Origin of the sequence: Marinobacterium aestuariivivens (assembly GCF_042661465.1) — a bacterium.
Classification (GTDB): domain Bacteria; phylum Pseudomonadota; class Gammaproteobacteria; order Pseudomonadales; family Balneatricaceae; genus Marinobacterium_A; species Marinobacterium_A aestuariivivens.
The window spans coordinates 2,049,471-2,074,434 of record NZ_JBHSWE010000001.1; the positions used below are offsets into that span (position 1 = coordinate 2,049,471).

Here is a 24,964-nt window from a genome sequence, read left to right on the forward strand (position 1 = left end):
CTGCAGCTGAATCAAGTTGCTCAAGCCGCCACCTCCTGCGCACGCTCGCACTGCGCGATGTCATTGAAATCCGAGCAACGGCACCCATTACCGCACGATTCCGGCCAGGTGAGGCTTGCGCCGACTGCGGCGGCAGCCTCCCGCCCTTTGGTGATTCCGGGGTTACCGCCCGTTTGACGGTCGTTGTCGGCACAGATCGTGATCTTACCTACCTGGTCGGTCAGAGCAGTGCAAACGGCCAGCAGATTGCCAGCATTCATGGCACAGACAGTCGGCAGGCCGCTGTGCTGGTGGACGGTAGCTCCGGTCGCCATGCCTTCGCAGACGTATACCGAATCGCCGTCCAGCGGTCCGAACAGGGCAAAGCAGCCTTTGACCCGACCGTGAGCAAGGAAGCGCTTGGTGCCATCGGGGAAGATTCGCTGCAGGTTCCAGATCTCACCGTCAGCGTCGATCAGCGGCACCAGCAGCGTATCGCCTACCTGGCGCAGGTGATGCGGCCGGATCTTCTTGCGGATCAGATAGGGGTGCAGGGGATTCGCGTTGGTGGATTTGTTCCAGAGCTTTTTGGCGGCGATGGCAGTTTGTTGCTGGCGCCGCTCAACCTCGGCTTCACGCTGCTGACGCATTCGCCGCAAGCGGTCGCTATATTCCACTCGCTCGGTTGCGGTCATCGTCTCCGGTGCACGAGCAGACCAGGTGCCGGTACTGCCAACTCGCCAGCTGCCGAAGGCGCCGGCGGGGAAGCCATCGGTGTACAGCACGTACCAGCCATTTCGCGTGCCGTGCTTGTCACCATCGACGTGGACACGGTGAATCTGGCCATCATCGAGCGGCAACTCGCTGATGACCAGGCCGTGTTCTTCCATATAACGCTGAAAGGCCGAACGGAGTTCAATGACCGCCATCATGCCAGTCCTCCCACTTGAGCGAAGTACAAAAACACCAAGGCCATTTCCGGGGCCATTCCGGCCAGCCGCGGCACCAGCACAACCAACTGGTGTCGCATGCTCCCTACGGAGGTAAGAGCTTTCTTCAGCAATGGTCACCTCCCTTAGGCTGCGGTCTGCGCGGTGCAGTTGCCCTTCGGCAGCTCCGCCACCCAGGCGTCCAGATCGGTCCTGGTGTATAGCACTGTCCGCCCCATCTTGATGTAGGCCGGCGCGGCCCTGCCGCACAGGATGCCGGTGACGCGGGACTTACGGAGCGTGGACTCCGCCACCAGCAGGTAATTTGCTGCGGCCTGGGACTTGAGGTGATTGTTCGGTGTGGTTGCGCTATGCATCGTTGCGTACTCCTTAGTTGATATTTGCAACAGGAGCACTATCCGGTGATGCAGTTGATGAAGGTTCCAGCTGGAAAATCAGAGGACAGAGAAGTTGGTGAGATAATGATGTTAGCGGACGAGCTGGAGCCCGCGTTTGATACGTTCGCTGAGCGAGGACTTGGACAACCCTTGCATGTCTTCGGTGATGTGCGGGGCCAACAACACTTCATAGCCCCGACTGACATTGGGCTTTTCAGCATCGCCAAATTGCTTACCACCCTGATGGGCAAGTGCCTTGGCCATAATAGCAATCGTCTTCAAGTGGCCATCCTCAACTCTCGGCGACATTTCCAAGGGTGTATCCGATCGCTCGTTGATGAATCGCTGAAGCTCGCTTTGGCGAATAACAAGCATTGCATCATCCGGTATCCTCTCGATCGGAAAGTAGCCAACGTCTCGGCTATAGGTCTGCAGAGAGGCCACGATTTGACGGGTTTCATCTAGCAATAGCACGTCATCGAGCGTATTCAGCTCGACCGCCGGCCCATCAAGCTCATCCATGAGCCTCCTTTCGATGTCCAGCCTCTCGGCGCCGTACAGAGAAAGGTCCCATACACCCGATATGGGGTGAACCTTCGAGTAGTCTATCTCGACCACAGCGGAGTCATCAGGCACGAGCATGCCCGACAGGGTGGCGCCTGTGCTCGCATCGGATGGATAGCGCTCGGAAATGAAGCCTGCAAGGGCACACCTGTTATCCTCGGACAGAGGCCTCCCAATCTGAGCAGCCCTGATCACTTCTCTGATCGATTCCGGTATGTCTTCGTTCATGGTGGGCAGGTAGTCAGAACCGGCGTGAATCCAGACCGCCGCCTGATCGACAGGGACCACTGCGCCCAGACGCGCATAACCATGGTTTACAAGATTGACAGACAGTTTTAGCTGCCCTTCGAGCGCGAACTGGAACAGATCTGCCTCGGTAACATCTTCCTCGAACACTTCCGACAACTGTGCAGCAGCCTTCTGTAGCGTTACCCATTTCTTTAGTGTGTGCAGCCGACTCTTCGACATTGCGTCTTACAACCCCTGAGCGATTAAAAATCAAACACATATCGACCATATCAGACGAGGCAGGGATTGCATGCAGTAGCTGTTGCTGAAAGCTTCAGGCGAAGCTCACCACGTTTCCGGAATTGGAGTCGGGGCTTAGAACATGGGCGGTCAACCAGCGCTCCCACTTCTGCATCGCGGCACGTTTTTCCCGCCAGTAGTCGTAACGATCGTAGTGCTTGCCACTAACGTCACTGACCGCGTGATTCTGCAGGTGATCACGGATCTCCTTACTGATTCCGGCCTTGCCCATTAGCGTTTTGACTGTACGCCGAATGTCTCGAGCCGTGAAGTGCTCTACATCGACGCCACTACGCAGCCTGGATACCTGGTTGGCCACAACGCTGACACGAGCATAGATATCAGACTTGGGATCACGGCGGAGGGAGGGGAAAAGCGCCTCCTCGCCGAGCCGTCCACCCACAAGCGGCAACAGTTCGGCGATCGCATACTGATTCAAGGGAATCAGGTTCGGCGCGCCGGTTTTCGTTTCGATCATATAGATGGCGCACTCTTTCAGATCCACATCCTTCACGGTCAGCCGCAGCAGCTCGGCCGGGTGGAAACCAGTACAGACCATCAGTCGGAACAGGGAAGAATAGACACTGCTCATATGCTCGGGCGCAGCGTGCCAAACCGTTGATAGCTCCTCGGCACTTAGATTGCGGGACAACGCCCGCTCCCACCTCTTCTGAGCCGGCACGCGGGCTACTGGGTTGTGATGGATTTCGAAGCACAGGCCCACCTTGCTGCGTAGCGTCGGGTTGTAGTCGTACTTCAGACCAACATTGAAAGCGGCATGGAGATCACCTCGGGTGCGATTGACATGCGTCGTAATACCCTTGGCGATCATGGCCGCCAGGATGTCCGCAATGCTGTCGCTGGTAATCTGATTCGCCTTGCGCATGGCAAGTTCGGGGTAGGGGTCCAACACATATCGATGCAGAGCGTCGTCAACCTTCTTCCAGGACGAGCGCCCCTCCGATTGCATCTTGTCTACATAAACCTTGCAGAGGTCTGCCAAAGTACCCAGTGAATCCGCACGCTCTTTGGCGCGCTTAGCCGCCTCCTCAGCGGCTTCACGCTCGGCACGCTCCTGCTCGAGCCTGAACTTGAGATCACTCACTTCGCTGGCTTTCACGGCCAGCTCTCCCGCCTTCTTGCGGGCCGCCGCCAACGGTAGCTGGGGATAGGTGCCAAGCTTGACGTTGGTCTCTTTCTCACCCTTCTGGCGCTTGCGGTAATAGAACTCCTTGGCGCCTGTGCTTTTCTTGCACCAGATCACCAGTGACCCGCCCAGTTCTACCGACTCGCTGCGTCGGTCGCCGTCCGTCATGCCCCTGATCTGAGTATCGGTCAGCCTGCCCATGCAATTCTCCTGTTGGTCTAAGCGCGACTTCCAAAGGGAACCAGGTTCCCCCTCAGGTTCCCTTTCGCAGAATACTGCCGCGCACAATCAGGAACAACAAGAAATAAACAGGCCGAATACTTTTGTTTTATTTCAATGCCTTATGATGTTTACGCTTGTTCTTGGTTGTTGATGGAAATTGACACTTTTAGAGTTTCCGATCCTGTTGGTCGGGGGTTCGAATCCCTCCGGGGCGCCATCTTTTCCAAGTCAGCCACTGCATCAAGCTCACTGCCTTAACGTAATCGTGCTCCATCGCCCGGAGGGTGAGAAGCCCCGATGGGTTCGAGTCGAGCGCAGCGAGACAACGTTGCCGAAGGCAACGGCCCGCAGGGCGAGGCGTAGCCGAGTAATCCCTCCGGGCGCGCCATCTTTTCCTTCTCTTGCAAGTCCTTGATTGCCTTCGGGCAGCGCTACGCCATCCTTCTGGGCCACGGGCGCGCGGTTGTCTCTGTTCTATCTTTTCCGTTGCGACTGGTCACGATCTGATCACACTGGATCAGTTTGTCGCATCAAAGCGCTCAACTTGAGGTTATCCCGATCTGGTTGGTGATCGTCTGCCCTTCATTGCTTAGCCGCAGCCTACGGGGCCTTTCTGCCGGTGCGTCTTTTTCTACCGAAACAAATGTGAGTTATCTCATTCACCGCTGATTTATCGATAACGTCATCTCGGCCGCCCGGTCGAGCGATGAGGACGGGCAGCGGAAGTCGAAACGGCGTTCGTTGTAGGCCTGTCGCCCGTCATCACCTGGTTCGTCGTAGCGTCGGCATGGATGCTGGTTACTCGACCGGAGGGTGCGTCGCCAATCGTGACACTGCCGATAGTGGTTTCCTTGATCGTGGGATCTATACTTTTTATCTAGCCGAATAAGGAGTTTGCCCCATGCCTAGCAAAAGAATCAGGCTGCAGATTCCGATCCTTGCGCTGAGCTGTCTGATCGTCGCCGGTGTCGAGCAACAAGCGACAGCAGCAGATCAGGGCGTGGATCAAACCCAGAGCACGGAACAGGAACGGCCGGATACGCCGGCAGGGGTGCCGCTCTACGACAACCTCGGGGACCACCACTACCCCATCAGCACCGATATTCCGCAAGCACAGGTCTATTTCGACCAGGGACTGCGCCTGTATTACGCCTTCAACCATGCCGAGGCGATTCGGGCATTCCGCGAAGCGCAGAGACTGGACCCGCAATGTGCAATGTGCTGGTGGGCCGAAGCACTTGCCTGGGGCCCCAACATCAACCTGCCCATGGATGAGCCTTCGGGCCGGGCGGCCTATGCGGCAGTGCAGGGGGCGCTAGCCCGGCGAGAACATGCCAGCGAAAGGGAACAGGCCATGATCGACGCGCTGGCGGTTCGCTATGCAAAGGAACCTCCGGAGGATCGTGCGCAGCTGGATCAAGCCTATGCAGACGCGATGGCCCGGGTGGCCGCGACCTATCCAGACGATCACGACATCAAGGTGCTGTACGCCGAGTCGCTGATGGACCTCCGTCCCTGGGATTACTGGGAGGAGGACGGCACCCCGAAACCCGGTATCGCCGAGGCATTGAAAAATCTCGAGACTGTCATCGAAAAGAACCGGAATCATCCGGGCGCGTGCCACTTTTTCATCCATGCGGTGGAAAAGCTCTACCCCGAGCGTGCCGTGGCCTGTGCCGAACGCCTCGCCAACCTGATGCCGGGCGCGGGTCACCTGGTACATATGCCGGGGCATATCTACATCCGGGTCGGGCGCTACCAGGATGCCGTCAAGGCCAACCAGCATGCGATACACGCGGACGAGACCTACATCCGCGACCAGAATCCGGCCACGGGCATGTACACCGCCGGCTATTACCCGCACAACTATGATTTCCTCGCCTTCGCCACAATGATGATTGGCCAGAGCGAGGCCTCTATCGAGGCCGCGGAAAAGGTCACTGCGCTGCTCCCCAGGAACTGTTCGGCGCGCCCGGGATGGACTTCCTGCAACACTGGTCCAGCCGCCCCTGGCTGATGCGAATCCGCTTTGCGCGCTGGGACGAGATACTCGACACCCCGGCACCGGATGCGGCTTTACCACACTCGACAGCGATGTGGCACTATGCCCGCGGCCGTGCCTTTGCAGCCACCGGCGATAGTGAAGCGGCTGCAGCCGAACTTGACGCGCTGAGAAAAATCCTGTCGAGCAATGCGCTTGAGGGCGTCAAGATGGAGTTCAATCAGTCAACCGACCTGTTGCGCATAGCCGAAAAAGTACTGGCCGGCTGGGTGGATGCGGCGGCTGGTCGATTCGATGAAGCGGAAAGTAACCTGCGCGAGGCCGTCGCTCGTGAAGACCGTTTGCTGTACGGCGAACCACCGGAGTGGACCATCCCTACTCGCCAGGATCTCGGCGCCCTGTTGCTGAAAGCCGATCGTTACCAGAAGGCGGAACAGGCGTTTCGCGAGGATCTTGCACGCTTTCCCCAAAACGGCTGGTCCCTGTATGGCCTGGCAACGGCACTCAGAGAGCAAGACAGGGAGGCTGAGGCGGCGGCTGTCGAGGCCGATTTCAGGGAAGTCTGGAAAACCGCGGATGTGGACTTGTAAGTCCTTGATTGCCTTTTGGGCCCCGCCCAGGCCACGGGCGCGCAAGGTAGCACTCGGAAACGACATCAAAGTGTTCGATGGCGGGTGACCAGCCCGGCATGCGGCTAAACCCGAAGCGCTTGTCCCTCTGCTCCAGCACCCGGCCCGCAGTATCACCTTCATCAGCCTGCAACAGTCCCGGCCGATAATCCCGGGTTTTGAATTCGGCGCCGCCCGCTCGGACGAGGGCCCGGCAACGCAGAGCGAGGTATTCAGGGTGGGGCAACCGCAATCCGGCAAGCACGGCAAAACCACGGGCGGTATCGTCCACCCGCTTCGCTCGGGCATCAACCGCTTCTGGAACAGGCTCCTCCAATGGGGGCAGCGGGCTCTCGAAGAGCACAACGAGCTGTGTCGATGGGAGCAAGAGAGCGAGAGGCCGCTCGCGCGCGACCGCTGACGGGCAGCCAGAAACTCCAGCCTCTCGGCACCCGCCAATCCCACGCCTCAGTTCACCGCAGCCCGCGAATTCTCGCTCGACGTATAACATCCGTCCTGAACAATTCCGCGTTCAATATCACCATTGTTATGGCAATTACGAGCTCGATCCTTGGCGTGCAGCCCAGGGGAGCCGCGAACAAGTCCCAACGAGTCTCTGACTTTCAGCGCGAGCCGGGCTCGCGTTGCATCTTTGAAGGCATGTTGGGCGCCTGTCGAGATGCTGCACAAAGAGTCCGGCTCGCGCCAATGGCGACACATCAAGCCTGCCGGTACAGGTAAGTTCTGATTAATCAATCACTTAACAGCACTATTGCGTTGACGTGGGTACCGATGCACCTGGATGAACCCTGCGATAGCTTCATCGGTGCCGACCGGAAACCGAAACGGCAGCACTGGCGAGCCAACGTAACCGAGATGTTACATGGCACCTGTGTTCAGCCACTCGATCCGATTGTTATACTGCTTCGAGCCTTCGAGAAGGCCCGATACTAATAACAACAACAGCAGTGAAACGCATGCCGGACGCGCACAAGAAGCATATCGTGGTCGTCGATGACGACAGCGAAATCAGGGACCTGTTATCGGAGTATCTCGGAGTTCAGAACTTCCGCGTCAGCGTCGCTGCCGATGCCGTGGAGCTGGACCGGATCCTGGCATCCGGAATTCCGGACCTGATCGTCCTCGATATCATGCTGCCGGGCGAAGACGGCTTTTCCATCTGCCGGCGTCTCGTTACCCAGGCCCAGATACCCATTCTGATGCTGACCGCCAATTCAGACGATACGGATCGCATCATCGGCCTTGAGCTGGGCGCCGACGATTACATGGAAAAGCCTTTCAACCCCCGGGTACTGCTGGCCCGCATTCGTGCCATCCTGAGGCGGGCCGATCCCGAGACGGCTCCACTCGTTGCACCTCAAGGCAAGCATACGGCGCTTGGGGACTGGACCCTCGACCATCAAAGCCGGGTTCTGCTCTCGAAGACCGGTCAACGCTGGAATATTTCGGGTTCCGACTTCAACCTGCTGATGATCCTGATCGAAAACCGTAACCGGGTTGTCAGCCGCGAAACGCTCTATCACTCGATCAAGGGCCGGGAGCCGTCCCCGTACGATCGCAGCCTGGACGTACAGATTTCCCGCATCCGACAACGTCTGGGCGACGACGGCAAGAACCCCCGACTGATCAAAACCATAAGAGGTGTCGGGTATGTTTTGGCCGAGCAACTGGAAGCTCGATAAAACGCGGCTTTTGTCCTGGCTGATTCCGGACTCCCATCGCGGCCGGATACTGCTGATCATGCTGCTTGGCCTGCTGATGACCCAGTTGGCGAGCTACTGGGCATGGCGTCACCAGGTCCAGGCGGGGCAGATCGACCTTGTGGACAAAGTGTCCAACAACGTTGCCTATTCCGTAGCCTCGACGGTCAAGTTCTTTACCGATCTTCCCAGGCAATACCGGCACATGGTGCTGGACCAGCTGCGGAAAATGGGGGGACCCGCTTCTATGTCAGCCTCAACAGGGAGCGGATCCTCATACACGAAGTCGGGCTGGACCCGCAGAAAAAGCAAGTGGTCGACAAATTCCGCAATGTCCTGAGCAGCGAACTGACCTACCAGCAGCTCTGGGTGCAGTTTTCGGAGCCCGAGACCCTGCATGTGCATACCAACGACACCCTGCTGACGGAGATTCCCGAACGCTGGTCGCAACGTCTGCTGATCGATGACCTTTCACCGCCGATCCTGGTCATTCAGCTACAGCTTGCCGAAGGAGAGTGGCTGTATGTGGCAACCCTGCTGCCGGTCCCGGACTTTCTCGCGGACATGCAGTTGAGGAGTCCTCAGACCCTGGCGTACCTGCTGGTCTTTCTGGCAGGGGTGATCGGGTTGTCTTTCCTGGTGATCCGGCAGCAGACGCGCCCTCTCACCTTCATGCTTCGGGCAGCTGAAGAACTGGGGCAGGATATCGGCCATGATCCGATTCCGGAAACCGGCTCCCGGGAAATACGCGCCACCGCCCGAGTCTTCAATCAGATGCAGGCGCGGATCCAGACCTACCTGAGCGATCGCGAACATTTCTTCACCGCCATGTCCCACGACCTGAAAACGCCCATCACTCGCATGCGCATTCGCACGGAGCTGTTGGAAAAACCGCAGCATCGAATCAAATTCACCCGCGACCTGGATGAGGTGGAGCAGATGGTGCGGGGCGCCTTGCAGGCCCTCAGGGACACCCACTACGAAGAGGACGCATTGGCGACGGATTTGTCGCAACTGATCGAGGACGTGATCGAGGACGTGGCCGGGCAGGCCCATCCGATTAGCCTGAATGGCTCGGCCGCCCCCTCAAGGTCAAACCCCTGTTGCTTAAGCGGGCACTGACCAATCTGATGGAAAACGCCATTTTCTATGGCGAACGCTGCGATATCCGGCTCACCGAGCGCGAAGATATCGTCAATATTGAAATTCGGGACTACGGGCCCGGAATCCCCGAAGCGGAACGGGAGCGGGTATTCAAGCCGTTCGTGCGTCTGGAGCCCTCCCGTAGCCGCAATACCGGCGGTAGCGGACTGGGGTTGGGCATTGCCCGCAATATCATGCACGCCCATGGCGGCGAACTACGCCTGGACAATCACAACGATGGAGGCCTTGTCGTTAACCTTCTGTTACCCAGGAAGAATCAATGAGACCCAACGGTCAATCCCGGGTTGCCGGCCATGCATGCAGGGCACCGGTAAAGGCCCCGACGTTATGTAACATCCTGTAACGCATCGGCCTAACTCTTTCTTACCCAAGGTTACGTGACTTCGGTACAGCGGGAATCGATAGTAATAGCAGGCCAAGGCACTCAGACCGGGATCCCACCGCCTTTGACCTGGCACTCAAACACGATTCTGCGAGGAAGCAAGTCATGAAAACAATAACAAGAATGTTGGCGGGCGCAGCCCTGGCAACAGCCATTTCCACCCAGGGATATGCCGGCAATGTTGAAGTGCTGCATTACTGGACATCCGGTAGCGAAGCCGAAGCCCTGTCCGTGCTCAAGGAGATGATGGAGTCCGAAGGCCATCACTGGACCGACTTTGCGGTATCCGGCGGTGGCGGCGAGACGGCCATGACGGTACTCAAGGCGCGTGCCATTTCCGGCAATCCCCCTCGGCTTCCATGATAGCCGGACCGGAAATCCAGCAGTGGGCGGAGCTGGGCGTACTGGCCAATATCGATGCTGTCGCAGACAGTAACGGCTGGGACAAACTGCTACCGCCGGCCATCGCCGATATCCATAAATTTGACGGTCACTACGTGGCCGTGCCGGTGAATGTGCACCGCATCAACTGGATGTGGATCAACAAGTCGATCCTGAACGAGGTCAACGGCGGCCGCGTGCCCGAGAACTGGGACGATTTCTTCAGTTTTCTGGATAACGCCAGGAATGCCGGCTATACCGCCCTTGCCCATGGCGGACAGGACTGGCAGGACGCCACGGTATTCGAGCAGGTGGCACTGGGCACCGGCGGCGCGGACTGGTACCAGCAGGCGTTTGTGCAGCTGGACCCCGAGGCGCTGGCAAGCCCGAAAATGATCGAGGCGCTGTCCACCTTCAAGAAACTCAGAAGCTACATGGACGCCGGCATGCCCGGACGGGACTGGAACCTTGCCACCTCCCTGGTCATAGAGGGCAAGGCCGCCGTGCAGATCATGGGCGACTGGGCCAAGGGGAGTTCAGCGCCGCCGGCAAAACGCCGAACAAGGACTACCTCTGTGCCGCCGTTCCCGGCACAACGGATGCCTTTACGTTCAATGTCGACGCTTTCATGATGTTCGGGCAGGAGGGCGAAGACAGCAGGGCCCAGCAAGACCTGGCGAGATTGCTGATGTCGGAACGTTTCCAGGAAGAGTTCAATCTGCAAAAGGGTTCCATCCCGGTGCGGCAGGATGTCCCGCTATCACGTTATGACGACTGCGCCAGGCTCTCCAACCGCGACCTCAAGGCATCGGCAGCCAATCACAAGCTGCTGCCAAGCTTCGCCCATGCCATGGCGATGCAGCCGCAGGTCAGTGGAGCCGTCTTCGACGTCGTAACCCACTACTTCAACGACGATGCCATAAGCGCCGAAGTGGCCGCCCGTGCCATGGCTACCGCCATCAAGGCGGCCCAGTAGCCTTCTTTCGAGGGTTCGATCCGGCCCCGCCCGGGGCCGGATAGTCCGGCACCTGTACGGCAACATTCTCACCGGTTTCAGTGCACCCGACCGGTTCGCGACACCGTCGCGGACCTGACGGGATCGCTGTGCCCGATTTCAGCGCTCGAGGGGCTGAATACGCAGTTGCAGCCCCATCGACTTTCAACTCAGACTGAGAGACTGGTCATGACCACCAAAGCTACCTCAGTAAGTCTGCAGCCAGCCGCCATGCCTTCCAAGTGGCGGGATCGCCTGCAGGACCTCTTACCCAAGCTCATGCTAGGTCCCAGCATGCTGCTCACCCTGGTATTTATCTACGGATTTATCGTCTGGTCCGCAGTGCTGTCTTTTACCAAGTCCAGACTGCTCCCCGATTATGAATTTGTCGGCTTTGCCAACTACGACAGGCTCTTCGACCTCGAGCGTTGGCAGGTCGCCTACAGCAACCTGATCCTGTTCGCGCTGCTGTTTATCGGCATCAGCATCCTGCTGGGTACATTGCTGGCCGTTTTCCTGGACCAGAAAATCCGCCTGGAAGGCGCCCTGCGGACCATCTACCTCTATCCCATGGCCCTGTCACTCATCGTCACCGGTACCGCCTGGAAATGGATCCTCAACCCGGAGACCGGCCTCGAAAAGCTGATGCATGACTTGGGTTATACCGGCTTCGAGTTCAACTGGCTGGTGAGTTCGGACATGGCCATCTACACCGTGGTCATTGCCGCGGTCTGGCAAGCTTCCGGCTTCGTGATGGCGATGATGCTGGCCGGTCTCAGGGGCATCGACAGTTCCATTATCAAGGCGGCACAGATCGATGGCGCCGGTCTGGCAACGATCTACTGGCGCATTATCCTGCCGATCATGCGGCCGATCTATTTCAGCGCCTTCATCATCCTGTCACACCTGGCGATCAAGAGCTTCGACCTGGTACTGGCATTGACGGCCGGCGGCCCGGGATTCTCCAGCGATCTGCCCGCTACCTTCATGTACCAGTACACCTTTGCCAGAAGCGAAATCGGCATCGGCACCGCCAGCGCGATGATCACGTTGATGGGCTTTCTGGCCATCCTGATTCCCTACCTGTACAGCGAACTGCGAGGCACACGCCATGACTAATCCGATCACCCGCTATTCGGAGCATGCCGGTCGCGTAGCGCTCTATGCGACGCTGTTTGCCCTGGCCGCCTATTTCCTGATGCCCCTACTGGTGATGCTCTTTGCGTCCCTCAAGGAGTTGTCCGAAATCCGCGCCGGCAACCTGATCATGCCGCCCATGCAACCGACTTTCGCCCCTGGATCAAGGCCTGGTCGGCCGCCTGCACCGGTATCGACTGCGCGGGCATCGGCAGCTATTTCTGGAACTCCATCCTGATAACCGTCCCCGCGGTGCTACTGTCGTCCGCCATCGGTGCGATCAATGGTTATGTCCTGGCGCAATGGCGCTTTCGCGGCAGCGAGGCGTTCTTCTTTCTGCTGTTAATCGGCTGCTTCATTCCATTCCAGGCGGTGCTGCTGCCGATGGCTCAGACCCTGGGCTGGCTTGGGCTGTCCAACTCCGTCGCGGGATTGATCCTGGTGCACACCATTTATGGCATCCCCTTCACCACCCTGTTTTACCGCAACTATTACGTGGGGATTCCCAGCGAACTGATCAGTGCCGCCAGACTCGATGGCGCCGGCTTCTTTGCCATCTTCCAGCGCATCGTACTGCCGCTTTCCGGACCGATCATCGTGGTCACGCTGATCTGGGAGTTCACCAATATCTGGAATGACTTCCTGTTCGGCGTGATCTATTCCGGCCCGGACTCCAAGCCCGTGACCGTGGCACTGAACAACCTGGTCAATACCAGCACCGGCGTGAAGGAATACAACACCGATATGGCGGCCGCGATCATCGCCGCCCTGCCCACCATTATCGTCTACGTGATTTCCGGCAAGTATTTCCTGCGCGGGCTGATGGCGGGCGCCGTCAAGGGCTGAGCCCCGCTCGACAGAAGCCCTCAGGTGGCAACGGACCAACAAGAACAGGAGCAAGTCCAAATGGCACAGTTACATATCGACAACGTTTCAAAACAGTACGGCGTCACCCCGGTCCTGCACGATATCGATATCAAGATCGATTCCGGCGAATTCCTGGTGCTGATCGGCCCATCCGGCTGTGGCAAATCGACACTGCTCAACAGTATCGCCGGCCTGGACACCATCAGTAAGGGTGAAATTCGCATCGACGACAATGCGGTGACCCACCTTAGCCCCAAGGACCGGGATATTGCGATGGTATTCCAGTCCTATGCCCTTTATCCGAGCATGACCGTTTACGGCAATATCGCCTTCGGCCTGGAGATGAAGAAGGTCCCCAAAGCCGCAATCAGAGCAGAGGTCGACCGTGTCGCCAAGCTGCTGAAAATCGACCACCTGCTGGATCGCAGGCCCGCCGAACTGTCCGGGGGACAGCGCCAGCGCGTCGCGATGGGCCGGGCCCTGGCGAGGGAACCGAAAATCTATCTGTTCGACGAGCCCCTGAGCAACCTGGACGCCAAGCTGCGCGTACAGATGCGCACCGAAATCAAGAAACTACATCACCGGCTCGGTACGACCATCGTCTATGTCACGCATGACCAGATCGAAGCGATGACGCTGGCGGACCGGATCGCGGTCCTGAAAGACGGCAAACTGCAGCAACTGGGCACTCCCGCCGAAATCTACGGCAATCCCGCAAACATGTTCGTGGCCGGTTTCATGGGATCGCCGCAGATCAACTTCATCCGCGCCCGGGTCGTCGGCAAGGACCGGGCCGTTGGCCTCGAGATGAGCGGCTCTTCCGGTCTGGCGGAGACCGTCGTACTGCCCCCCAGGCTCCGGATCTCGACAACCGGATCGGACAGACAGTGATCATGGGCGTGCGGCCGGAACACATCGCCGAACAGGCGACGGCGGAGCCGCATAACGATCAGCCCACATCAGGACAGTGGCTCGTCCGGAACGCCATCGATGTGATCGAGCCCACAGGCCCCGATACGCTCATCGTGACCCGTATCAACGGCCAGGAAGTGACAGGGCGCACGAGCGCTGAGACCCGGGTCTCACCGGGCGATCATCTGCTGCTGCGGGTCGATCTCAACCAGGCGGTGTTTTTCGATCCCGAATCCGAACAGCGCATTTACTGACAATCTCGCCATTGGGCTCTTATCCATTCAATGTCACGGAGAAGGTATGCAGGTAATTATTGCCGGTTCGCCCGGCGAGGTGGCCAGCCTCGCAGCGGACCGAATCGAACGACTACTGGCTAGGCATAAGGCGGCGGTTCTGGGATTGGCGACCGGCAGTACGCCCATCGCCCTCTATCAGGAGCTGATTGCTCGCTACCATCGCAATCAACTGTCGTTCCGGGAGGTCACCACCTTCAACCTGGACGAGTACGTGGGGCTGGCTCCGGAGCATCCTCAGAGCTATCGCACGTTCATGCAACGCCAGCTATTCGACCGGATCGATATCGATCCGCGCAACACCCATATCCCGAACGGGCAGCACTGCCCGACCGAGGAAGCCGCTGCCTACGAAACCCGGATTCGCAGTCTGGGAGGCATCGATTTGCAGGTACTGGGCCTGGGCCGCAACGGCCATATCGGTTTCAACGAGCCCTGTTCCAGCCTGCATTCCCGGACACGGATCAAAACCCTGGCCGAGGCGACAGTGCGCGACAACAGCCGTTTCTTCGAACCCGGCGAGTTCATGCCCAAACTGGCCATCACCATGGGGATCGCGACCATCCTGGAGGCTCGGCAGATACTGTTACTGGCCACCGGCTCGGCCAAGGCTGAAGCCGTCAGGACGATGGTAGAGGGGCCTCTTTCGGCGAGCTGTCCTGCATCGGCGCTGCAACAGCACCCCAATACGCTGGTCATCGTCGACAGCGAAGCCGGCTCGCAGCTGTCGCAGTGCGAGTACCACCGGCGGGTCAAAATCGAAACCGACCGGCTGATGGATGCAGAGAGAAGCAGGCCATGATCCGGTTGATCGAAACCGGCCTGGAATCCAGTCCTTCGGGCAGACATGAATATCTCGTCGGTATCGACGGCGGCGGTACGGCCTGCCGGGCCCGCCTTGCCGATATGGACCTGAGGATACTGGGGACCGGCCAGGCCGGTCCCGCCAACGCTTTCCTGGAACTGGACAGGGTAAGGCAGTCGATCCTGGAAGCGGTCACCCATGCCGTGCTGGATGCCGGCCTGTCCACCGATGACTTCTGCCGTTTGCATGTAGGCATGGCACTGGCGGGCGGCGACGACCCCAGCGTCCGTCAGGCCCTGACCCAGGTGCCCTGGTCATTTGCCTCGGTATGCATCGAGTCGGATGCTTACGGCGCCTGCCTGGGCGCCTATGAGGGCGCTGATGGCGCCATTCAAATTGTCGGCACCGGCTCCTGCGGGCTGTTACTGCAAGATAGCCGGATAAACAAGGTCGGCGGTCATGAGTTCCCCATTTCCGACCTGGGCAGCGGAGCCGTGCTGGGACTGGAAGCCATTCGCAAAACGCTGCTGGCCCATGACGGCGTTATTGCACCCAGTGAACTGACCGATTCGATTTATCGGCAGTTCGACGGCGATATAGACGCCATCGTGCACTGGTCCAAAACGGCACTCCCTGCCGATTATGGCCTTTTCGCGCGGCAACTTTTTGACTGCGCAGAAAACGGCGATCCGCTGGCTGCTGCTATCGTCGAGCAGGGCGTCCGCGATGTCGCCGGGCTTATCCAGGCGCTGTGTGACCGCGGTGCAACCCGGGTAGCGCTGATGGGCTCGGTCGCCCAGCGCATGAAGCCGAATTTGCAGCAGGCATTTGGCGAACTGATCGTGGAACCGCGCCAGGATGCCGTATATGGCGCACTGCTGATGGCAAGAGATTCGGCCGGCGGATAAATCCTTTCGGCAGGAGGTTGTGGATATTCTCTGTGCTGTGCTCCTGCCTGATTCAACGGACGCCCCACGGGCGTTCTCCTTTCTGCATTTCCCCGGGCGGTATCGCTGTACCGCCCATTCGACCACAATGGCAGGACGGACTCAGCCCGCTGTACCAGCCTCAGCCCTTGACAGGGCCCCCATATCCGTCAGTGCGTAACGACCAGGTACTTGCTTTCGCACCATCCAGTGGCAACAGTTATCCACCTGCGGCGGAAGCCATAACCGACTAAGCGTCCGTCCGCTCTGGAGGGTCAGCAGAGCCTTGATGAACACCATATGGGTGACGACCAGTATTTCCTGCCCCTGGTACTGTCTGACAATATTGTTAAAAGCTTGCGACACGCGGGACATAAACTCCGAAAAACTCTCGCCACCTTCCGTCCGGCGGTAGAGATCGGGACGGTGCCAGAAATGCCAGTAATTCTCGGGATCGCGGCGTTTGATGTCCTGCTTGGCCTGTCCTTCCCAGGCGCCCAAGCCTATTTCCCGCAGCTCGTCCCGGGTCTGCAACGGAATGACGCGCCCCTCCAGTATCATTTTTGCGGTCTGCTGCGTTCTGCCGCTGCTGCTGCAAAGTGCATGATCGAAGCTGTATTGAGCCAGTTTGTCGCCGAGCTGGGTCGCCTGGCGTTTACCGAGTTCTGTCAGGGGCGAGTTCAGTTGCCCCTGCATGCGTCCTTGCAGGTTCCACTCGGTTTCCCCGTGCCGCACCAGATGTATGATCGCCATTTGTCGTCTCCAAAGGCCGAGAGCCTTCGGCTCCAGAAGCCTCCCGATCGAGATTGAAAACCCGCCATCAGCAGCCTGCTGACGGCAGGCGTCGTCAGTTTAAAGAGGCAAGCCGAGGCCCTTGCGAACCTCTGCGCGGGCTTCTTCAAAATCCGCCTTGAAAGCAGGGTTGTCCTGCACCATCACCGCGCAGATGGCGCCGAGCATGCGGCCGGCTTCAACGTCGCTGAGATAATGCACGCCTCCGATCATGCGACCAAAGGATTTTTCCCAGCCACGTTGCATGATTTCCTCACGCTTTTCGGGAATCATGTCGGCCAGCACGATAGCGGTGAAATGGGCAAATGCGGAGTGGCCGCTGGGGTAGGAGCCGTAATTCTTGAACTCGCTGACCGCCTGGATATCACTGTTTTTCGACCCTGGCCGCTCACGATTCCATTTGCCTTTGCCCTGTTTGTTCAGGTTGCTTTCGGTCTTGTAAACCTGCTTGAAAAACTGCTTGGCGATCGGAAAGTTGTCTTCGTTCCATTCCGGCCCCAGAATATTGGCCCAGCGAAACACACTCTGCTCGGAATCATCCCGAGCCTGCTTCTCCATCTCCGGCGTACGCAGCTCCTGCCAGCGCACCACTGTGCGCATGTCCTCTTCGTCGTAAAGGCCCTGCGGCGGCGGCGGCAGGAAGCGGGTCGAGTCGAATTCGGCCGGATCGATATAGACCTTGACCCCTTTGACGATCACAGCCCCCTCCATGACGTCGGAAGCCACCGCGGGAACCGTTGCCACCGAGGTCAGGCAAGCCACCAGCACGGCCGAGCGAAGATTTTTGTCCAACATCGAGATTATTCTTTTCATTATTTTAAACTCCAATTAAATATCCATAGCAGGCCCCATCGGTCTCGATGGGCGATTTTCTGAAGACGTGATTTATCTTTTTCTTTCCCAGTACCTCCTTTGCTTTATCGCTTATGTGACTGGCATGGTTCTAAATCTCGATCGCCTCAGAGTCTTCGCCTGAATCAGCCTGCCGCCCGATTACCGCAGGCCCCGAGTAGGGCGCGCACTCCTCGAGCTCTTCTTCGATACGCAGCAGACGGTTGTACTTGGCGACACGGTCGGAGCGGCACAAAGACCCTGTCTTGATCTGGCCGGCGGCGGTACCGACCGCCAGGTCCGCGATGGTGCTGTCTTCGGTCTCGCCGGAGCGGTGCGAGATCACCGCGGTGTAGCCGGCGCCCTTGGCCATCCTGATCGCATCCAGGGTCTCGGACAGCGAACCGATCTGGTTGAACTTGATCAGGATGGAGTTGCCGATGCACTTCTCGATACCTTCCTTAAGGAGCCTGGTGTTGGTGACGAATAGATCGTCGCCGACCAGCTGCACCTTGCTGCCGATCTTGCGGGTCAGGTAAGCCCAGCCAGCCCAGTCGGACTCGTCCAGACCGTCTTCGATCGAGACGATCGGGTAGGTTTCGGTCAGCTGTGCCAGGAAGTCGCTGAAGCCTTCGGAGTCGAAGACCTTGCCTTCCCCGGCCAGGTCGTACTTGCCGTCCTTGTAGAATTCGGAGGCGGCGCAGTCCAGCGCCAGGGTGACGTCCTTGCCGAGCGCGTAACCGGCCTTCTCGACCGCTTCGCGGATCACCACCAGGGCTTCCTCGTTGGACCCCAGGTTCGGCGCGAAACCACCTTCGTCACCGACAGCGGTGTTCAGGCCGCGGGCCTTGAGCACGGCTTTCAGCGCGTGGAAGATCTCGGCACCGCAGCGCAGGGCTTCGGCGAAGCTCGGGCTGCCGACCGGCTGTACCATGAATTCTTGGATATCGACGTTGTTGTCGGCATGCTCGCCGCCGTTGAGGATGTTCATCATCGGCACCGGCATCGAGTACTGACCGGCGGTACCGTTCAGTTCGGCGATATGGGCATACAGCGCAATGCCCTTCTCGGCTGCTGCAGCCTTGGCTGTCGCCAGGGAGACCGCGAGGATGGCGTTGGCGCCGAACTTCGACTTGTTCTCGGTGCCGTCGAGCGCCAGCATCTTGTTGTCCAGCGCGCGCTGGTCGGCCGCATCCATGCCTAGCAGCGCGTCACGGATCGGACCGTTGACGGCCGCAACTGCCTTCAACACGCCCTTGCCCAGGTAACGGGACTTGTCGCCGTCACGCAGCTCGAGGGCTTCGCGGGAACCGGTGGATGCGCCGGACGGCACGCAGGCGCTGCCGATCACACCGGAAGCCATGATCACGTCGGCTTCGACGGTCGGGTTGCCGCGCGAGTCGATCACCTCGCGCGCCCTGATATCAACGATCTCTCTCATTTCTTGCTCCCTTGATCCGCCATGTCCAGGCTCACTGAATGTTGTCGCCGACGGTGAGGATTTTCAGCGTATTGGTGCCGCCCTGGGCGTTGACGTAATTGCCCTTGGTGACGATGACACGATCGCCCGGGGCCACCACCCCCAGCCGTTCGAGTTCGGCGACAGCCTGAGCATTCACCTCCTCGTTCGGCAGCTGGTCGCTGTTAAAAGACACCGACTGCACACCGCGGAATAGGCTGACCCGGCTCTGGGTACGCGGATTGCCGGAGAAGGCAAAGATCGGCAACGGCGAGCGGATACGCGACATCACCAACGGCGTATAGCCGCTCTCGGTCATGCAGATGATGCCCTTGACGCCTTCCAAATGGTTGGCCGCATACATAGCCGACAACGCGACAGACTCGTCGATACCGCTGCATTGCTGGTGGACACGGTGTTTTGACTTGCGGCTGCCAGGATGGCGCTCGGCACCGCGGATCACCCGGTCCATCGCCGCCACCGCGGCCACCGGATAGCGACCCGACGCGGTTTCCGCCGACAGCATCACCGCGTCGGTGCCGTCCAGTACCGCGTTGGCGACATCAAAGACCTCGGCGCGGGTGGGCTGCGGGTTTTGGATCATCGACTCCATCATCTGGGTGGCGGTAATCACCACCTTGTTCGACTTGCGCGCCCGATCGATGAGGTGTTTTTGTACCGCCATCAGCTCGGCGTCGCCGATTTCGACGCCGAGATCGCCGCGCGCCACCATCACGCCGTCCGCGCATTGAATGATCTGTTCCAGCACCGTTGGGTCATTGACGGTTTCCGCCCGCTCGATCTTGGCGATCAGGCCGGCCTGTCCGCCGGCCTGTTCCAGCAGCGCCCGGGCCTGCTCGATATCGGCAGCGGCACGGGGAAAGGAGACAGCCAGGTAGTCGACGCCGATCTGGGCGGCGGTACGAATATCCCGACGATCCTTGTCCGTCAGGGCGGCGGCGGAAAGACCTCCCCCAGACGGTTGATGCCCTTGTTGTTCGATAGGGTGCCGCCCATCGTCACCAGGCAGTGCAGGGCGCCGTCGCCGATGCTTTCGATCTCCAGTTGCAGGCGGCCGTCGTCCAGCAGCAGCTGATCACCCGGACGGCAGTCGTCAGCAAGCTGTGGATAATCGACGCCAACCCGTGAGCGGTCGCCGGCGCCTTTGTCGAGACGGGTATCCAGCACAAAACGATCGCCCTCGCCCAGCGGGATACTGCCGGAGCGGAAGCGGGCGATGCGGATCTTCGGTCCCTGGAGATCGCCCAGTATCGCCACATAAAGGCCGTGCCGGGCGGCCAGCGTTCTGACCCGCTCAGCCCGGGCCTGATGGTCTGCCGGCTGACCATGGGAGAAGTTCAGACGTACCACATTGACGCCGGCGAGCAGCAGCTGCTCCAGCACTCCGGAATCGTCGGTGGCAGGGCCGAGGGTGGCCACGATTTTGGTTCTTCTTGTCATGATTGGGTCTCTGTAAGGAAGCCTCTTGCGCGTGCCAAAGCCCCCGCAGGGGTTGTTAGGGGCCCTTGTACTGCGGTTCAGGCCGTTACCAGGACAGTCTGTTCCATGGCCACATTCAGGGAGACCTCCGCGCCCTCCTCGATGTGCTGTTTGCCGGTGCTGTGCAGCTCGTCGACCGCCACCAGGTGGCCGCAGACATCGATGCCGTAGCGGATCAGGCTGCCGAGAAACTCACGATAGACCACCTTGCCACGGAGGCAGAAGCTGCTGGCCGAAGGCGTCTCGCCACGCTGAATGCTGGTGTTCTGGGGCCGGAACACCAGGCTGCCCGGTCCGCTCTGGGCGGATCCGATCGGCAACTGGAGGCCGTTGCGGCTGACAAACAGCGGCCCCTGTTGCGAGGCCTTTATTTCACCGTCGAGAATATTTGCGGAACCGAGGAAGTCGGCGACAAAGCGGTTGTCGGGACGGTCGTAAAGCTCCAGTGGCCGGCCCACCTGCTGAATCACGCCGTCGCTGAGCACCGCCATGCGATCGGAGGTGGTATTGGCTTCTTCCTGGTCATGGGTGACGAAAATCGTCGTCAGCCCAAGCTTGCGCTGCAGTTTGAGGATATCCCGGCGCATCTGCACCCGCAGGTTGGCATCCAGGTTGGAGAGGGGCTCGTCCAGCAGCAGGACCCGCGGTTCGACCACCACGGTGCGGGCCAGCGCAATCCGCTGCTGCTGGCCTCCGGACAGTTCCGATGGCCGGCGTCCAGCCAATGGCAGCAGGCCGACGAGATCCAGCGCCTCGCTGACCCGGCGGTCGATCTCCTGCGGCGGGACTTTGCGCTCTTCCAACCCAAAGGCAACGTTTTTACGTACGGTCATATGGGGCCAAAGGGCATAGCTCTGGAAAACCATGCCGACATTTCGCTGCCAGGGCGGAAGGTGGGTGATGTCCTGATCGCCGATCAGGATGCGGCCGCTCGGGGCCGGGCCGAAACCGGCGATCGCCCGCAGCAGAGTCGACTTGCCGGAACCTGAGGGGCCGAGGAAGGCGAAGAACTCGCCCGGCTCGATATTCAGGTTGACCCCCTTCAGCACCTCGGTATCGCCAAAGTGGAGGCAAACATTTTCGATCTTGACGCCTTTGGACTGACTCTTGATAGACATGACATTTGCTCCCTTCAGGATTCGCTGCAGCCGGCGCAATCGCGCTTGCTGCGTTCAATGATTTTGTGTGAAGCGAAGGTGCCGAGTCCGACGATAACCACGGCGATAATGCCCAGGGCAGCGCCTGGCCCGCGCCCGGCGGCGGACTGCATGAAGACGTAGATGCCGTAGGCCAGCGGGGCGTCGGTCTCACTGGATACCAGCATGATGGTGGCCGAAAGCTCGACCGCCGCGGTCGCGAAGCTGGTGACGAAGCCGGCCAGGATGCCGCCGCTCATCAGTGGCACGACGATCTTGCGAATAGTGCGCTGCTTGGTGGCGCCGAGGCTTTCCGCCGCCTCCTCGAGCGACACCGATACCTGTTGCAGGGCCGCGACGCAGGCCCGCAGGGCATAGGGCAGCCTGCGCACCGCCAGGGCAATCACGATCACGCCCCAAAAGGTCGCCAGCGGAACATCACTGAATGGCATTTCCACACCGTAGAACATCCGCAGGTAGCCGATGCCGAGCACCACGCCGGGAACTGCGACGGCGCCCATGGCGATGAAGTCCAGCGCCTTGCCGCCCCAGATCTTGGTTCTCCAGACCACATAGGCAATGGCGGTGCCGAGGATGACATCGATCAGCCCGGCGAGGCCCGCATAGAGTAGGGTGTTGGTGATAAAGCCCAGTGCCCCGTTAAAAACCTCCGCATAGTGCGCCAGAGTGAAGCCGTCGGGCAGCGGGCTAAAGGACCATACCGAGCCGATGGACAGCAGGAATAGCGCCATGTGGGGCGCCAGCACGAAGGCCAGAATAGCCAGTATCACGGCGTAACAGCCGATACGTTCCCAGCGGCTCAGGTCCCGTTTCAGCAGGCCGCCGCCGCCTTTCTGGGTGGTGGCGTAGTCCTTGCCCTTCATTGCCAGGAAGGAGACCCAGAGGGAAAACACCGAGAACAGCACCAGGATGACCGAGATCACATAGCCGATCGGGTCGGAGATGCCCACCGAGCTGATCCGCAGGTAAGCCTGGGGCGCCAGCATGTTGTTGACGTTGAGCAGCAGCGGCGTGCCGAGATCGTCGAAGACCTTGAGAAACACCAGCGAGGCACCGGCCAGGTAACCCGGCATCCCCAGCGGAAAGACGATGCGGCGGAACAGACGCATGCCGCTCGAGCCCAGATTCAGCGCCGCTTCTTCCATGGAGCGGTCAATATTCTGCAGACTGGCGGACAGGTTGATCAGGATAAAAGGGAAGAAATGCACCGACTGCACCAAGATCACGCCGTTCAGCCCATCCATAAAGGGCAGGGTAAAGCCGAAGTACTGATCCAGCAGCAGGTTGACGCTGCCGTTGCCGCCGAAAAACAGCTGCATCGCCACCGCGCCTACGAAGGGCGGCATGATCAGCGGAATAACGCCCAGGGTCTGAATCAATGCGGAGCCGGCAAAATTGAAGCGAGTTGTGAAATAGGCCAGCGGCATGGCGATGAGGGTGGCAAAGACCACCGACATGGCCGAGACGTAGAATGAGTTGACGAAGGACTCCCGAAACAGGGCGGCGTTGAAAAAGTCGATAAAGTTATTGATGGTCAGGGCGCCAGTATTCGGGTCCTGAAAGGCCACATAAATGACTTTGGTCACCGGCAGTATCAGCACCACCATCAGGAACAACCCGATCAGCGCAGCGACCATACTGGGCCCCCACTGGGTTGCAGAGAAATCCGGCAGGCGAAGGCTGCCTTTACGAGAAGCGGATACGCTTGTCATATAAAACCTCAACGTATTCGGGAAGCGTCATCGGAACAGCCCATGCAGGCTGTTCCGTTTTCAGCCAAGAAGGTTTTCAGCGGAACCCTTTACAGCAACTCTTGGGCCTGCTCGGCCAGCGCGGCCGCTTCACGATAGTTGTTGCGGGCGAACTCGTCCCACATCGCTTCGATTTCGGCCTGGCGGCCAGTGGTCTTGTCGGTCGCCTTCTTGCGGCTGCTGGTGAAGGCGGCAAGAAACTCTGGATCCGCGGCTTTGTCTTCCGTCACGGGAATCTGGGCGATCAGATCCTTGGCTCTGCCAACCATCTGCGCAGCCTCGACATTGGGCGACTTGGCCAACATCGCTTCGGCATCGTGAATCTGCTTGGTCGCCCGACGCAGATCGTCCATGCGATAGGTGATCATCACGTCGAAAAGGGCATTCACCAGGTTGTAGCGACTCTTGGAGGTATCCAAGTCGAAGTGCAGCGAAGCGCTGAGCTCGCCGTCATTGAAGGGGTTTGGGAAGCCGGCCGGCGCCTTTTCGTAGGTTTTTGGATTCACCGGCAGGCGCCGGATCTTCGGGTCCAGTAGTAGTTCCTGTCCCTTGTCGGAGAGCAGGAATTCGATGAAATCGACCGCCGACTCGCGATTTGGCGCATTTTTGACAATGCCGATATTGGCCGGTACCAGCGCCGTGGTCGAAGGATATTTGAACTCCACCGGGAAGCCCGCGCCCTTGGAGGACAGGCCGAAGAAATCGATCACCACGCCAATGCCGAAATTGCCGCTGTTGACGCCGTCGGGAACCCCGAAACTGCGCTCTGTGACCGACTTGAAGTTGCCCGCCATGCGTTTGAGCGTGGCCCAGCCTTCGTTCCAGCCTTCGCCCTGCAGGATGGTTTCCACCGTCAGATGAGTGGTGCCGGAACGGGAAGGGGCCGACATTCCCACATGCTCAAAGTAGACCGGTTTTTCCAGATCGCTCCACTCGGCGGGGGCCGGCAGGTTCTTGGCTTTCAGATAGCGCTCGTTCCACATGATGCCATAGCCGGCAGCGGCAAAGCCCGAGTAATAGCCGTCCGGATCGTGAATCGGGAAAGCGCCGATGGTCTCGGGGATGCCCGTGGCCCGGGTCCGGTACTGCTCCAACAGCTCCTTACCCTTCAGCACCTCGAAGGCGTCCGGGGCCGACGCCCAAAACAAGTCGCTCTTGTTGTTACCGGCGGTTTCTTCGATGTACTTGATGCTGGCGCTGGTTTTCTTGTTCAGCACTTCCAGCTCAATCCCGGGATTCTCGGCTTCGAACGCCGCCTTGAAGATTTTGGTCAGATCGGACGGAAAGGAGGTGACGACGACCAGCTTGCCGTCCGCCGCCAGGGCAAGGGGCGACAGGCTCCCGACCGCAGCCGCCAGGGCGGAAACAGCCATCAGTTTTCTCGATTGGAAGAACAGTTTTTTCATTATTGTTAGCTCCTTGGTTGTTCAAGAATCCCCGTCTAGTGCGGGAGACAGCCTGATTAACAGCAAGGGCTGTACCAAGTCACAAAAAAACCATTATCTTATTGAATAT

Annotated in this window: 22 protein-coding genes, 1 other RNA gene and 3 pseudogenes; 15 read left to right on the top strand and 11 right to left on the bottom strand. The window is 59.4% G+C overall.

The features are described 5' to 3' along the window. Positions 1-20: 20 nt before the first annotated feature. The 4 genes from ACFQDL_RS10705 to ACFQDL_RS10720 form a co-directional block, all read right to left on the bottom strand. A complete protein-coding gene (locus ACFQDL_RS10705) occupies positions 21-911 on the bottom strand; it encodes a toprim domain-containing protein (protein WP_379909004.1) in 891 nt (296 codons plus the stop codon). A gap of 143 nt (positions 912-1,054) precedes the next feature. After that, positions 1,055-1,285 carry a hypothetical protein gene (locus ACFQDL_RS10710; protein ID WP_379909005.1) on the bottom strand — a complete coding sequence of 77 codons (231 nt, stop codon included), beginning with the start codon at positions 1,283-1,285 and terminating at the stop codon, positions 1,055-1,057. Between the two features lie 111 nt (positions 1,286-1,396). Beyond that, a complete protein-coding gene (locus ACFQDL_RS10715; RefSeq protein ID WP_379909007.1) occupies positions 1,397-2,338 on the bottom strand; it encodes a hypothetical protein in 942 nt (313 codons plus the stop codon). Between the two features lie 94 nt (positions 2,339-2,432). After that, complete coding sequence (locus ACFQDL_RS10720; protein ID WP_379909008.1) at positions 2,433-3,746, bottom strand: tyrosine-type recombinase/integrase; 1,314 nt, start codon at positions 3,744-3,746, stop codon at positions 2,433-2,435. Positions 3,747-4,031: 285 nt separating this feature from the next. Between ACFQDL_RS10720 and ACFQDL_RS10725 the strand changes: the two genes are divergently transcribed. The 15 genes and pseudogenes from ACFQDL_RS10725 to ACFQDL_RS10795 all read left to right on the top strand — a co-directional run bounded on the left by ACFQDL_RS10725 (position 4,032) and on the right by ACFQDL_RS10795 (position 15,941). Then, positions 4,032-4,155: non-coding RNA, RtT sRNA (locus ACFQDL_RS10725), on the top strand. Between the two features lie 513 nt (positions 4,156-4,668). Then, positions 4,669-5,784, top strand: coding sequence for a tetratricopeptide repeat protein (locus ACFQDL_RS10730; protein ID WP_379909009.1), 1,116 nt, complete (start codon positions 4,669-4,671; stop codon positions 5,782-5,784). Then, positions 5,745-6,359 (top strand): tetratricopeptide repeat protein, encoded by a 615-nt coding sequence (locus tag ACFQDL_RS10735; RefSeq protein WP_379909010.1) that lies wholly within the window; start codon positions 5,745-5,747, stop codon positions 6,357-6,359. Before ACFQDL_RS10730 ends, ACFQDL_RS10735 begins: the two co-directional genes overlap by 40 nt. A 995-nt stretch (positions 6,360-7,354) precedes the next feature. Continuing rightward, complete coding sequence (locus tag ACFQDL_RS10740; RefSeq protein ID WP_379909011.1) at positions 7,355-8,080, top strand: response regulator; 726 nt, start codon at positions 7,355-7,357, stop codon at positions 8,078-8,080. Then, positions 8,049-8,438 (top strand): hypothetical protein, encoded by a 390-nt coding sequence (locus ACFQDL_RS10745; RefSeq protein ID WP_379909012.1) that lies wholly within the window; start codon positions 8,049-8,051, stop codon positions 8,436-8,438. The genes ACFQDL_RS10740 and ACFQDL_RS10745 overlap by 32 nt, the downstream gene beginning before the upstream one ends. Then, positions 8,411-9,220, top strand: a complete 810-nt coding sequence (locus ACFQDL_RS10750) for a histidine kinase dimerization/phospho-acceptor domain-containing protein (RefSeq protein WP_379909013.1) — start codon at positions 8,411-8,413, stop codon at positions 9,218-9,220. The genes ACFQDL_RS10745 and ACFQDL_RS10750 overlap by 28 nt, the downstream gene beginning before the upstream one ends. Then, complete coding sequence (locus ACFQDL_RS10755; RefSeq protein WP_379909014.1) at positions 9,202-9,525, top strand: sensor histidine kinase; 324 nt, start codon at positions 9,202-9,204, stop codon at positions 9,523-9,525. Before ACFQDL_RS10750 ends, ACFQDL_RS10755 begins: the two co-directional genes overlap by 19 nt. A 224-nt stretch (positions 9,526-9,749) precedes the next feature. Next, positions 9,750-10,007 (top strand): hypothetical protein, encoded by a 258-nt coding sequence (locus tag ACFQDL_RS10760; protein ID WP_379909015.1) that lies wholly within the window; start codon positions 9,750-9,752, stop codon positions 10,005-10,007. Next, on the top strand, positions 10,004-10,657 hold the full coding sequence (locus tag ACFQDL_RS10765; RefSeq protein WP_379909016.1) for an ABC transporter substrate-binding protein: 654 nt from the start codon (positions 10,004-10,006) through the stop codon (positions 10,655-10,657). Before ACFQDL_RS10760 ends, ACFQDL_RS10765 begins: the two co-directional genes overlap by 4 nt. Further along, positions 10,654-11,001 (top strand): hypothetical protein, encoded by a 348-nt coding sequence (locus ACFQDL_RS10770; RefSeq protein WP_379909017.1) that lies wholly within the window; start codon positions 10,654-10,656, stop codon positions 10,999-11,001. Before ACFQDL_RS10765 ends, ACFQDL_RS10770 begins: the two co-directional genes overlap by 4 nt. Before the next feature lie 207 nt (positions 11,002-11,208). After that, a complete protein-coding gene (locus tag ACFQDL_RS10775) occupies positions 11,209-12,138 on the top strand; it encodes a carbohydrate ABC transporter permease (RefSeq protein ID WP_379909018.1) in 930 nt (309 codons plus the stop codon). Beyond that, positions 12,131-13,002 (top strand): annotated as a pseudogene (locus tag ACFQDL_RS10780) (carbohydrate ABC transporter permease). Before ACFQDL_RS10775 ends, ACFQDL_RS10780 begins: the two are co-directional and overlap by 8 nt. Positions 13,003-13,062: 60 nt before the next feature. Next, positions 13,063-14,189: pseudogene (locus ACFQDL_RS10785) on the top strand (ABC transporter ATP-binding protein). Positions 14,190-14,235: 46 nt separating this feature from the next. Continuing rightward, on the top strand, positions 14,236-15,030 hold the full coding sequence (gene nagB / locus ACFQDL_RS10790; RefSeq protein ID WP_379909019.1) for a glucosamine-6-phosphate deaminase: 795 nt from the start codon (positions 14,236-14,238) through the stop codon (positions 15,028-15,030). Further along, the gene (locus ACFQDL_RS10795) at positions 15,027-15,941 is read left to right on the top strand and encodes a glucosamine kinase nucleotide-binding domain-containing protein (protein WP_379909020.1); all 915 of its coding nucleotides are present in this window, start codon (positions 15,027-15,029) and stop codon (positions 15,939-15,941) included. Before nagB ends, ACFQDL_RS10795 begins: the two co-directional genes overlap by 4 nt. Positions 15,942-16,082: 141 nt before the next feature. On the opposite strand, the gene ACFQDL_RS10800 is transcribed toward ACFQDL_RS10795, so the two are convergent. From ACFQDL_RS10800 to ACFQDL_RS10830, 7 genes and pseudogenes are all read right to left on the bottom strand, one after another. Beyond that, a complete protein-coding gene (locus ACFQDL_RS10800) occupies positions 16,083-16,712 on the bottom strand; it encodes a histidine phosphatase family protein (protein ID WP_379909022.1) in 630 nt (209 codons plus the stop codon). A 99-nt stretch (positions 16,713-16,811) separates the two neighbouring features. After that, entirely contained in the window at positions 16,812-17,564 is a 753-nt protein-coding gene (locus ACFQDL_RS10805; RefSeq protein ID WP_379909023.1) for an acid phosphatase, read from the bottom strand. A 130-nt stretch (positions 17,565-17,694) separates the two neighbouring features. Beyond that, on the bottom strand, positions 17,695-19,023 hold the full coding sequence (eno, locus tag ACFQDL_RS10810) for a phosphopyruvate hydratase (RefSeq protein ID WP_379909025.1): 1,329 nt from the start codon (positions 19,021-19,023) through the stop codon (positions 17,695-17,697). Positions 19,024-19,054: 31 nt separating this feature from the next. Beyond that, positions 19,055-20,502: pseudogene (gene pyk / locus ACFQDL_RS10815) on the bottom strand (pyruvate kinase). 77 nt (positions 20,503-20,579) lie between these two features. Then, entirely contained in the window at positions 20,580-21,659 is a 1,080-nt protein-coding gene (locus ACFQDL_RS10820) for an ABC transporter ATP-binding protein (protein WP_379909026.1), read from the bottom strand. 14 nt (positions 21,660-21,673) lie between these two features. Then, positions 21,674-23,335 carry an ABC transporter permease gene (locus tag ACFQDL_RS10825; protein ID WP_379909027.1) on the bottom strand — a complete coding sequence of 554 codons (1,662 nt, stop codon included), beginning with the start codon at positions 23,333-23,335 and terminating at the stop codon, positions 21,674-21,676. A gap of 164 nt (positions 23,336-23,499) precedes the next feature. Beyond that, the gene (locus tag ACFQDL_RS10830; protein WP_379909028.1) at positions 23,500-24,855 is read right to left on the bottom strand and encodes an ABC transporter substrate-binding protein; all 1,356 of its coding nucleotides are present in this window, start codon (positions 24,853-24,855) and stop codon (positions 23,500-23,502) included. Positions 24,856-24,964: the final 109 nt, after the last annotated feature.

What these genes read in the sequence shown, in the direction of transcription:
- ACFQDL_RS10705 (WP_379909004.1), bottom strand. Translation starts at nt 911, where the DNA reads ATGATGGCGGTCATTGAACTCCGTTCGGCCTTTCAGCGTTATATGGAA.
- ACFQDL_RS10710 (WP_379909005.1), bottom strand. Translation starts at nt 1,285, where the DNA reads ATGCATAGCGCAACCACACCGAACAATCACCTCAAGTCCCAGGCCGCA.
- ACFQDL_RS10715 (WP_379909007.1), bottom strand. Translation starts at nt 2,338, where the DNA reads ATGTCGAAGAGTCGGCTGCACACACTAAAGAAATGGGTAACGCTACAG.
- ACFQDL_RS10720 (WP_379909008.1), bottom strand. Translation starts at nt 3,746, where the DNA reads ATGGGCAGGCTGACCGATACTCAGATCAGGGGCATGACGGACGGCGAC.
- ACFQDL_RS10730 (WP_379909009.1), top strand. Translation starts at nt 4,669, where the DNA reads ATGCCTAGCAAAAGAATCAGGCTGCAGATTCCGATCCTTGCGCTGAGC.
- ACFQDL_RS10735 (WP_379909010.1), top strand. Translation starts at nt 5,745, where the DNA reads ATGGACTTCCTGCAACACTGGTCCAGCCGCCCCTGGCTGATGCGAATC.
- ACFQDL_RS10740 (WP_379909011.1), top strand. Translation starts at nt 7,355, where the DNA reads ATGCCGGACGCGCACAAGAAGCATATCGTGGTCGTCGATGACGACAGC.
- ACFQDL_RS10745 (WP_379909012.1), top strand. Translation starts at nt 8,049, where the DNA reads ATGTTTTGGCCGAGCAACTGGAAGCTCGATAAAACGCGGCTTTTGTCC.
- ACFQDL_RS10760 (WP_379909015.1), top strand. Translation starts at nt 9,750, where the DNA reads ATGAAAACAATAACAAGAATGTTGGCGGGCGCAGCCCTGGCAACAGCC.
- ACFQDL_RS10765 (WP_379909016.1), top strand. Translation starts at nt 10,004, where the DNA reads ATGATAGCCGGACCGGAAATCCAGCAGTGGGCGGAGCTGGGCGTACTG.
- ACFQDL_RS10770 (WP_379909017.1), top strand. Translation starts at nt 10,654, where the DNA reads ATGATGTTCGGGCAGGAGGGCGAAGACAGCAGGGCCCAGCAAGACCTG.
- ACFQDL_RS10775 (WP_379909018.1), top strand. Translation starts at nt 11,209, where the DNA reads ATGACCACCAAAGCTACCTCAGTAAGTCTGCAGCCAGCCGCCATGCCT.
- nagB (WP_379909019.1), top strand. Translation starts at nt 14,236, where the DNA reads ATGCAGGTAATTATTGCCGGTTCGCCCGGCGAGGTGGCCAGCCTCGCA.
- ACFQDL_RS10795 (WP_379909020.1), top strand. Translation starts at nt 15,027, where the DNA reads ATGATCCGGTTGATCGAAACCGGCCTGGAATCCAGTCCTTCGGGCAGA.
- ACFQDL_RS10800 (WP_379909022.1), bottom strand. Translation starts at nt 16,712, where the DNA reads ATGGCGATCATACATCTGGTGCGGCACGGGGAAACCGAGTGGAACCTG.
- ACFQDL_RS10805 (WP_379909023.1), bottom strand. Translation starts at nt 17,564, where the DNA reads ATGAAAAGAATAATCTCGATGTTGGACAAAAATCTTCGCTCGGCCGTG.
- eno (WP_379909025.1), bottom strand. Translation starts at nt 19,023, where the DNA reads ATGAGAGAGATCGTTGATATCAGGGCGCGCGAGGTGATCGACTCGCGC.
- ACFQDL_RS10820 (WP_379909026.1), bottom strand. Translation starts at nt 21,659, where the DNA reads ATGTCTATCAAGAGTCAGTCCAAAGGCGTCAAGATCGAAAATGTTTGC.
- ACFQDL_RS10825 (WP_379909027.1), bottom strand. Translation starts at nt 23,335, where the DNA reads ATGGTCGCTGCGCTGATCGGGTTGTTCCTGATGGTGGTGCTGATACTG.
- ACFQDL_RS10830 (WP_379909028.1), bottom strand. Translation starts at nt 24,855, where the DNA reads ATGAAAAAACTGTTCTTCCAATCGAGAAAACTGATGGCTGTTTCCGCC.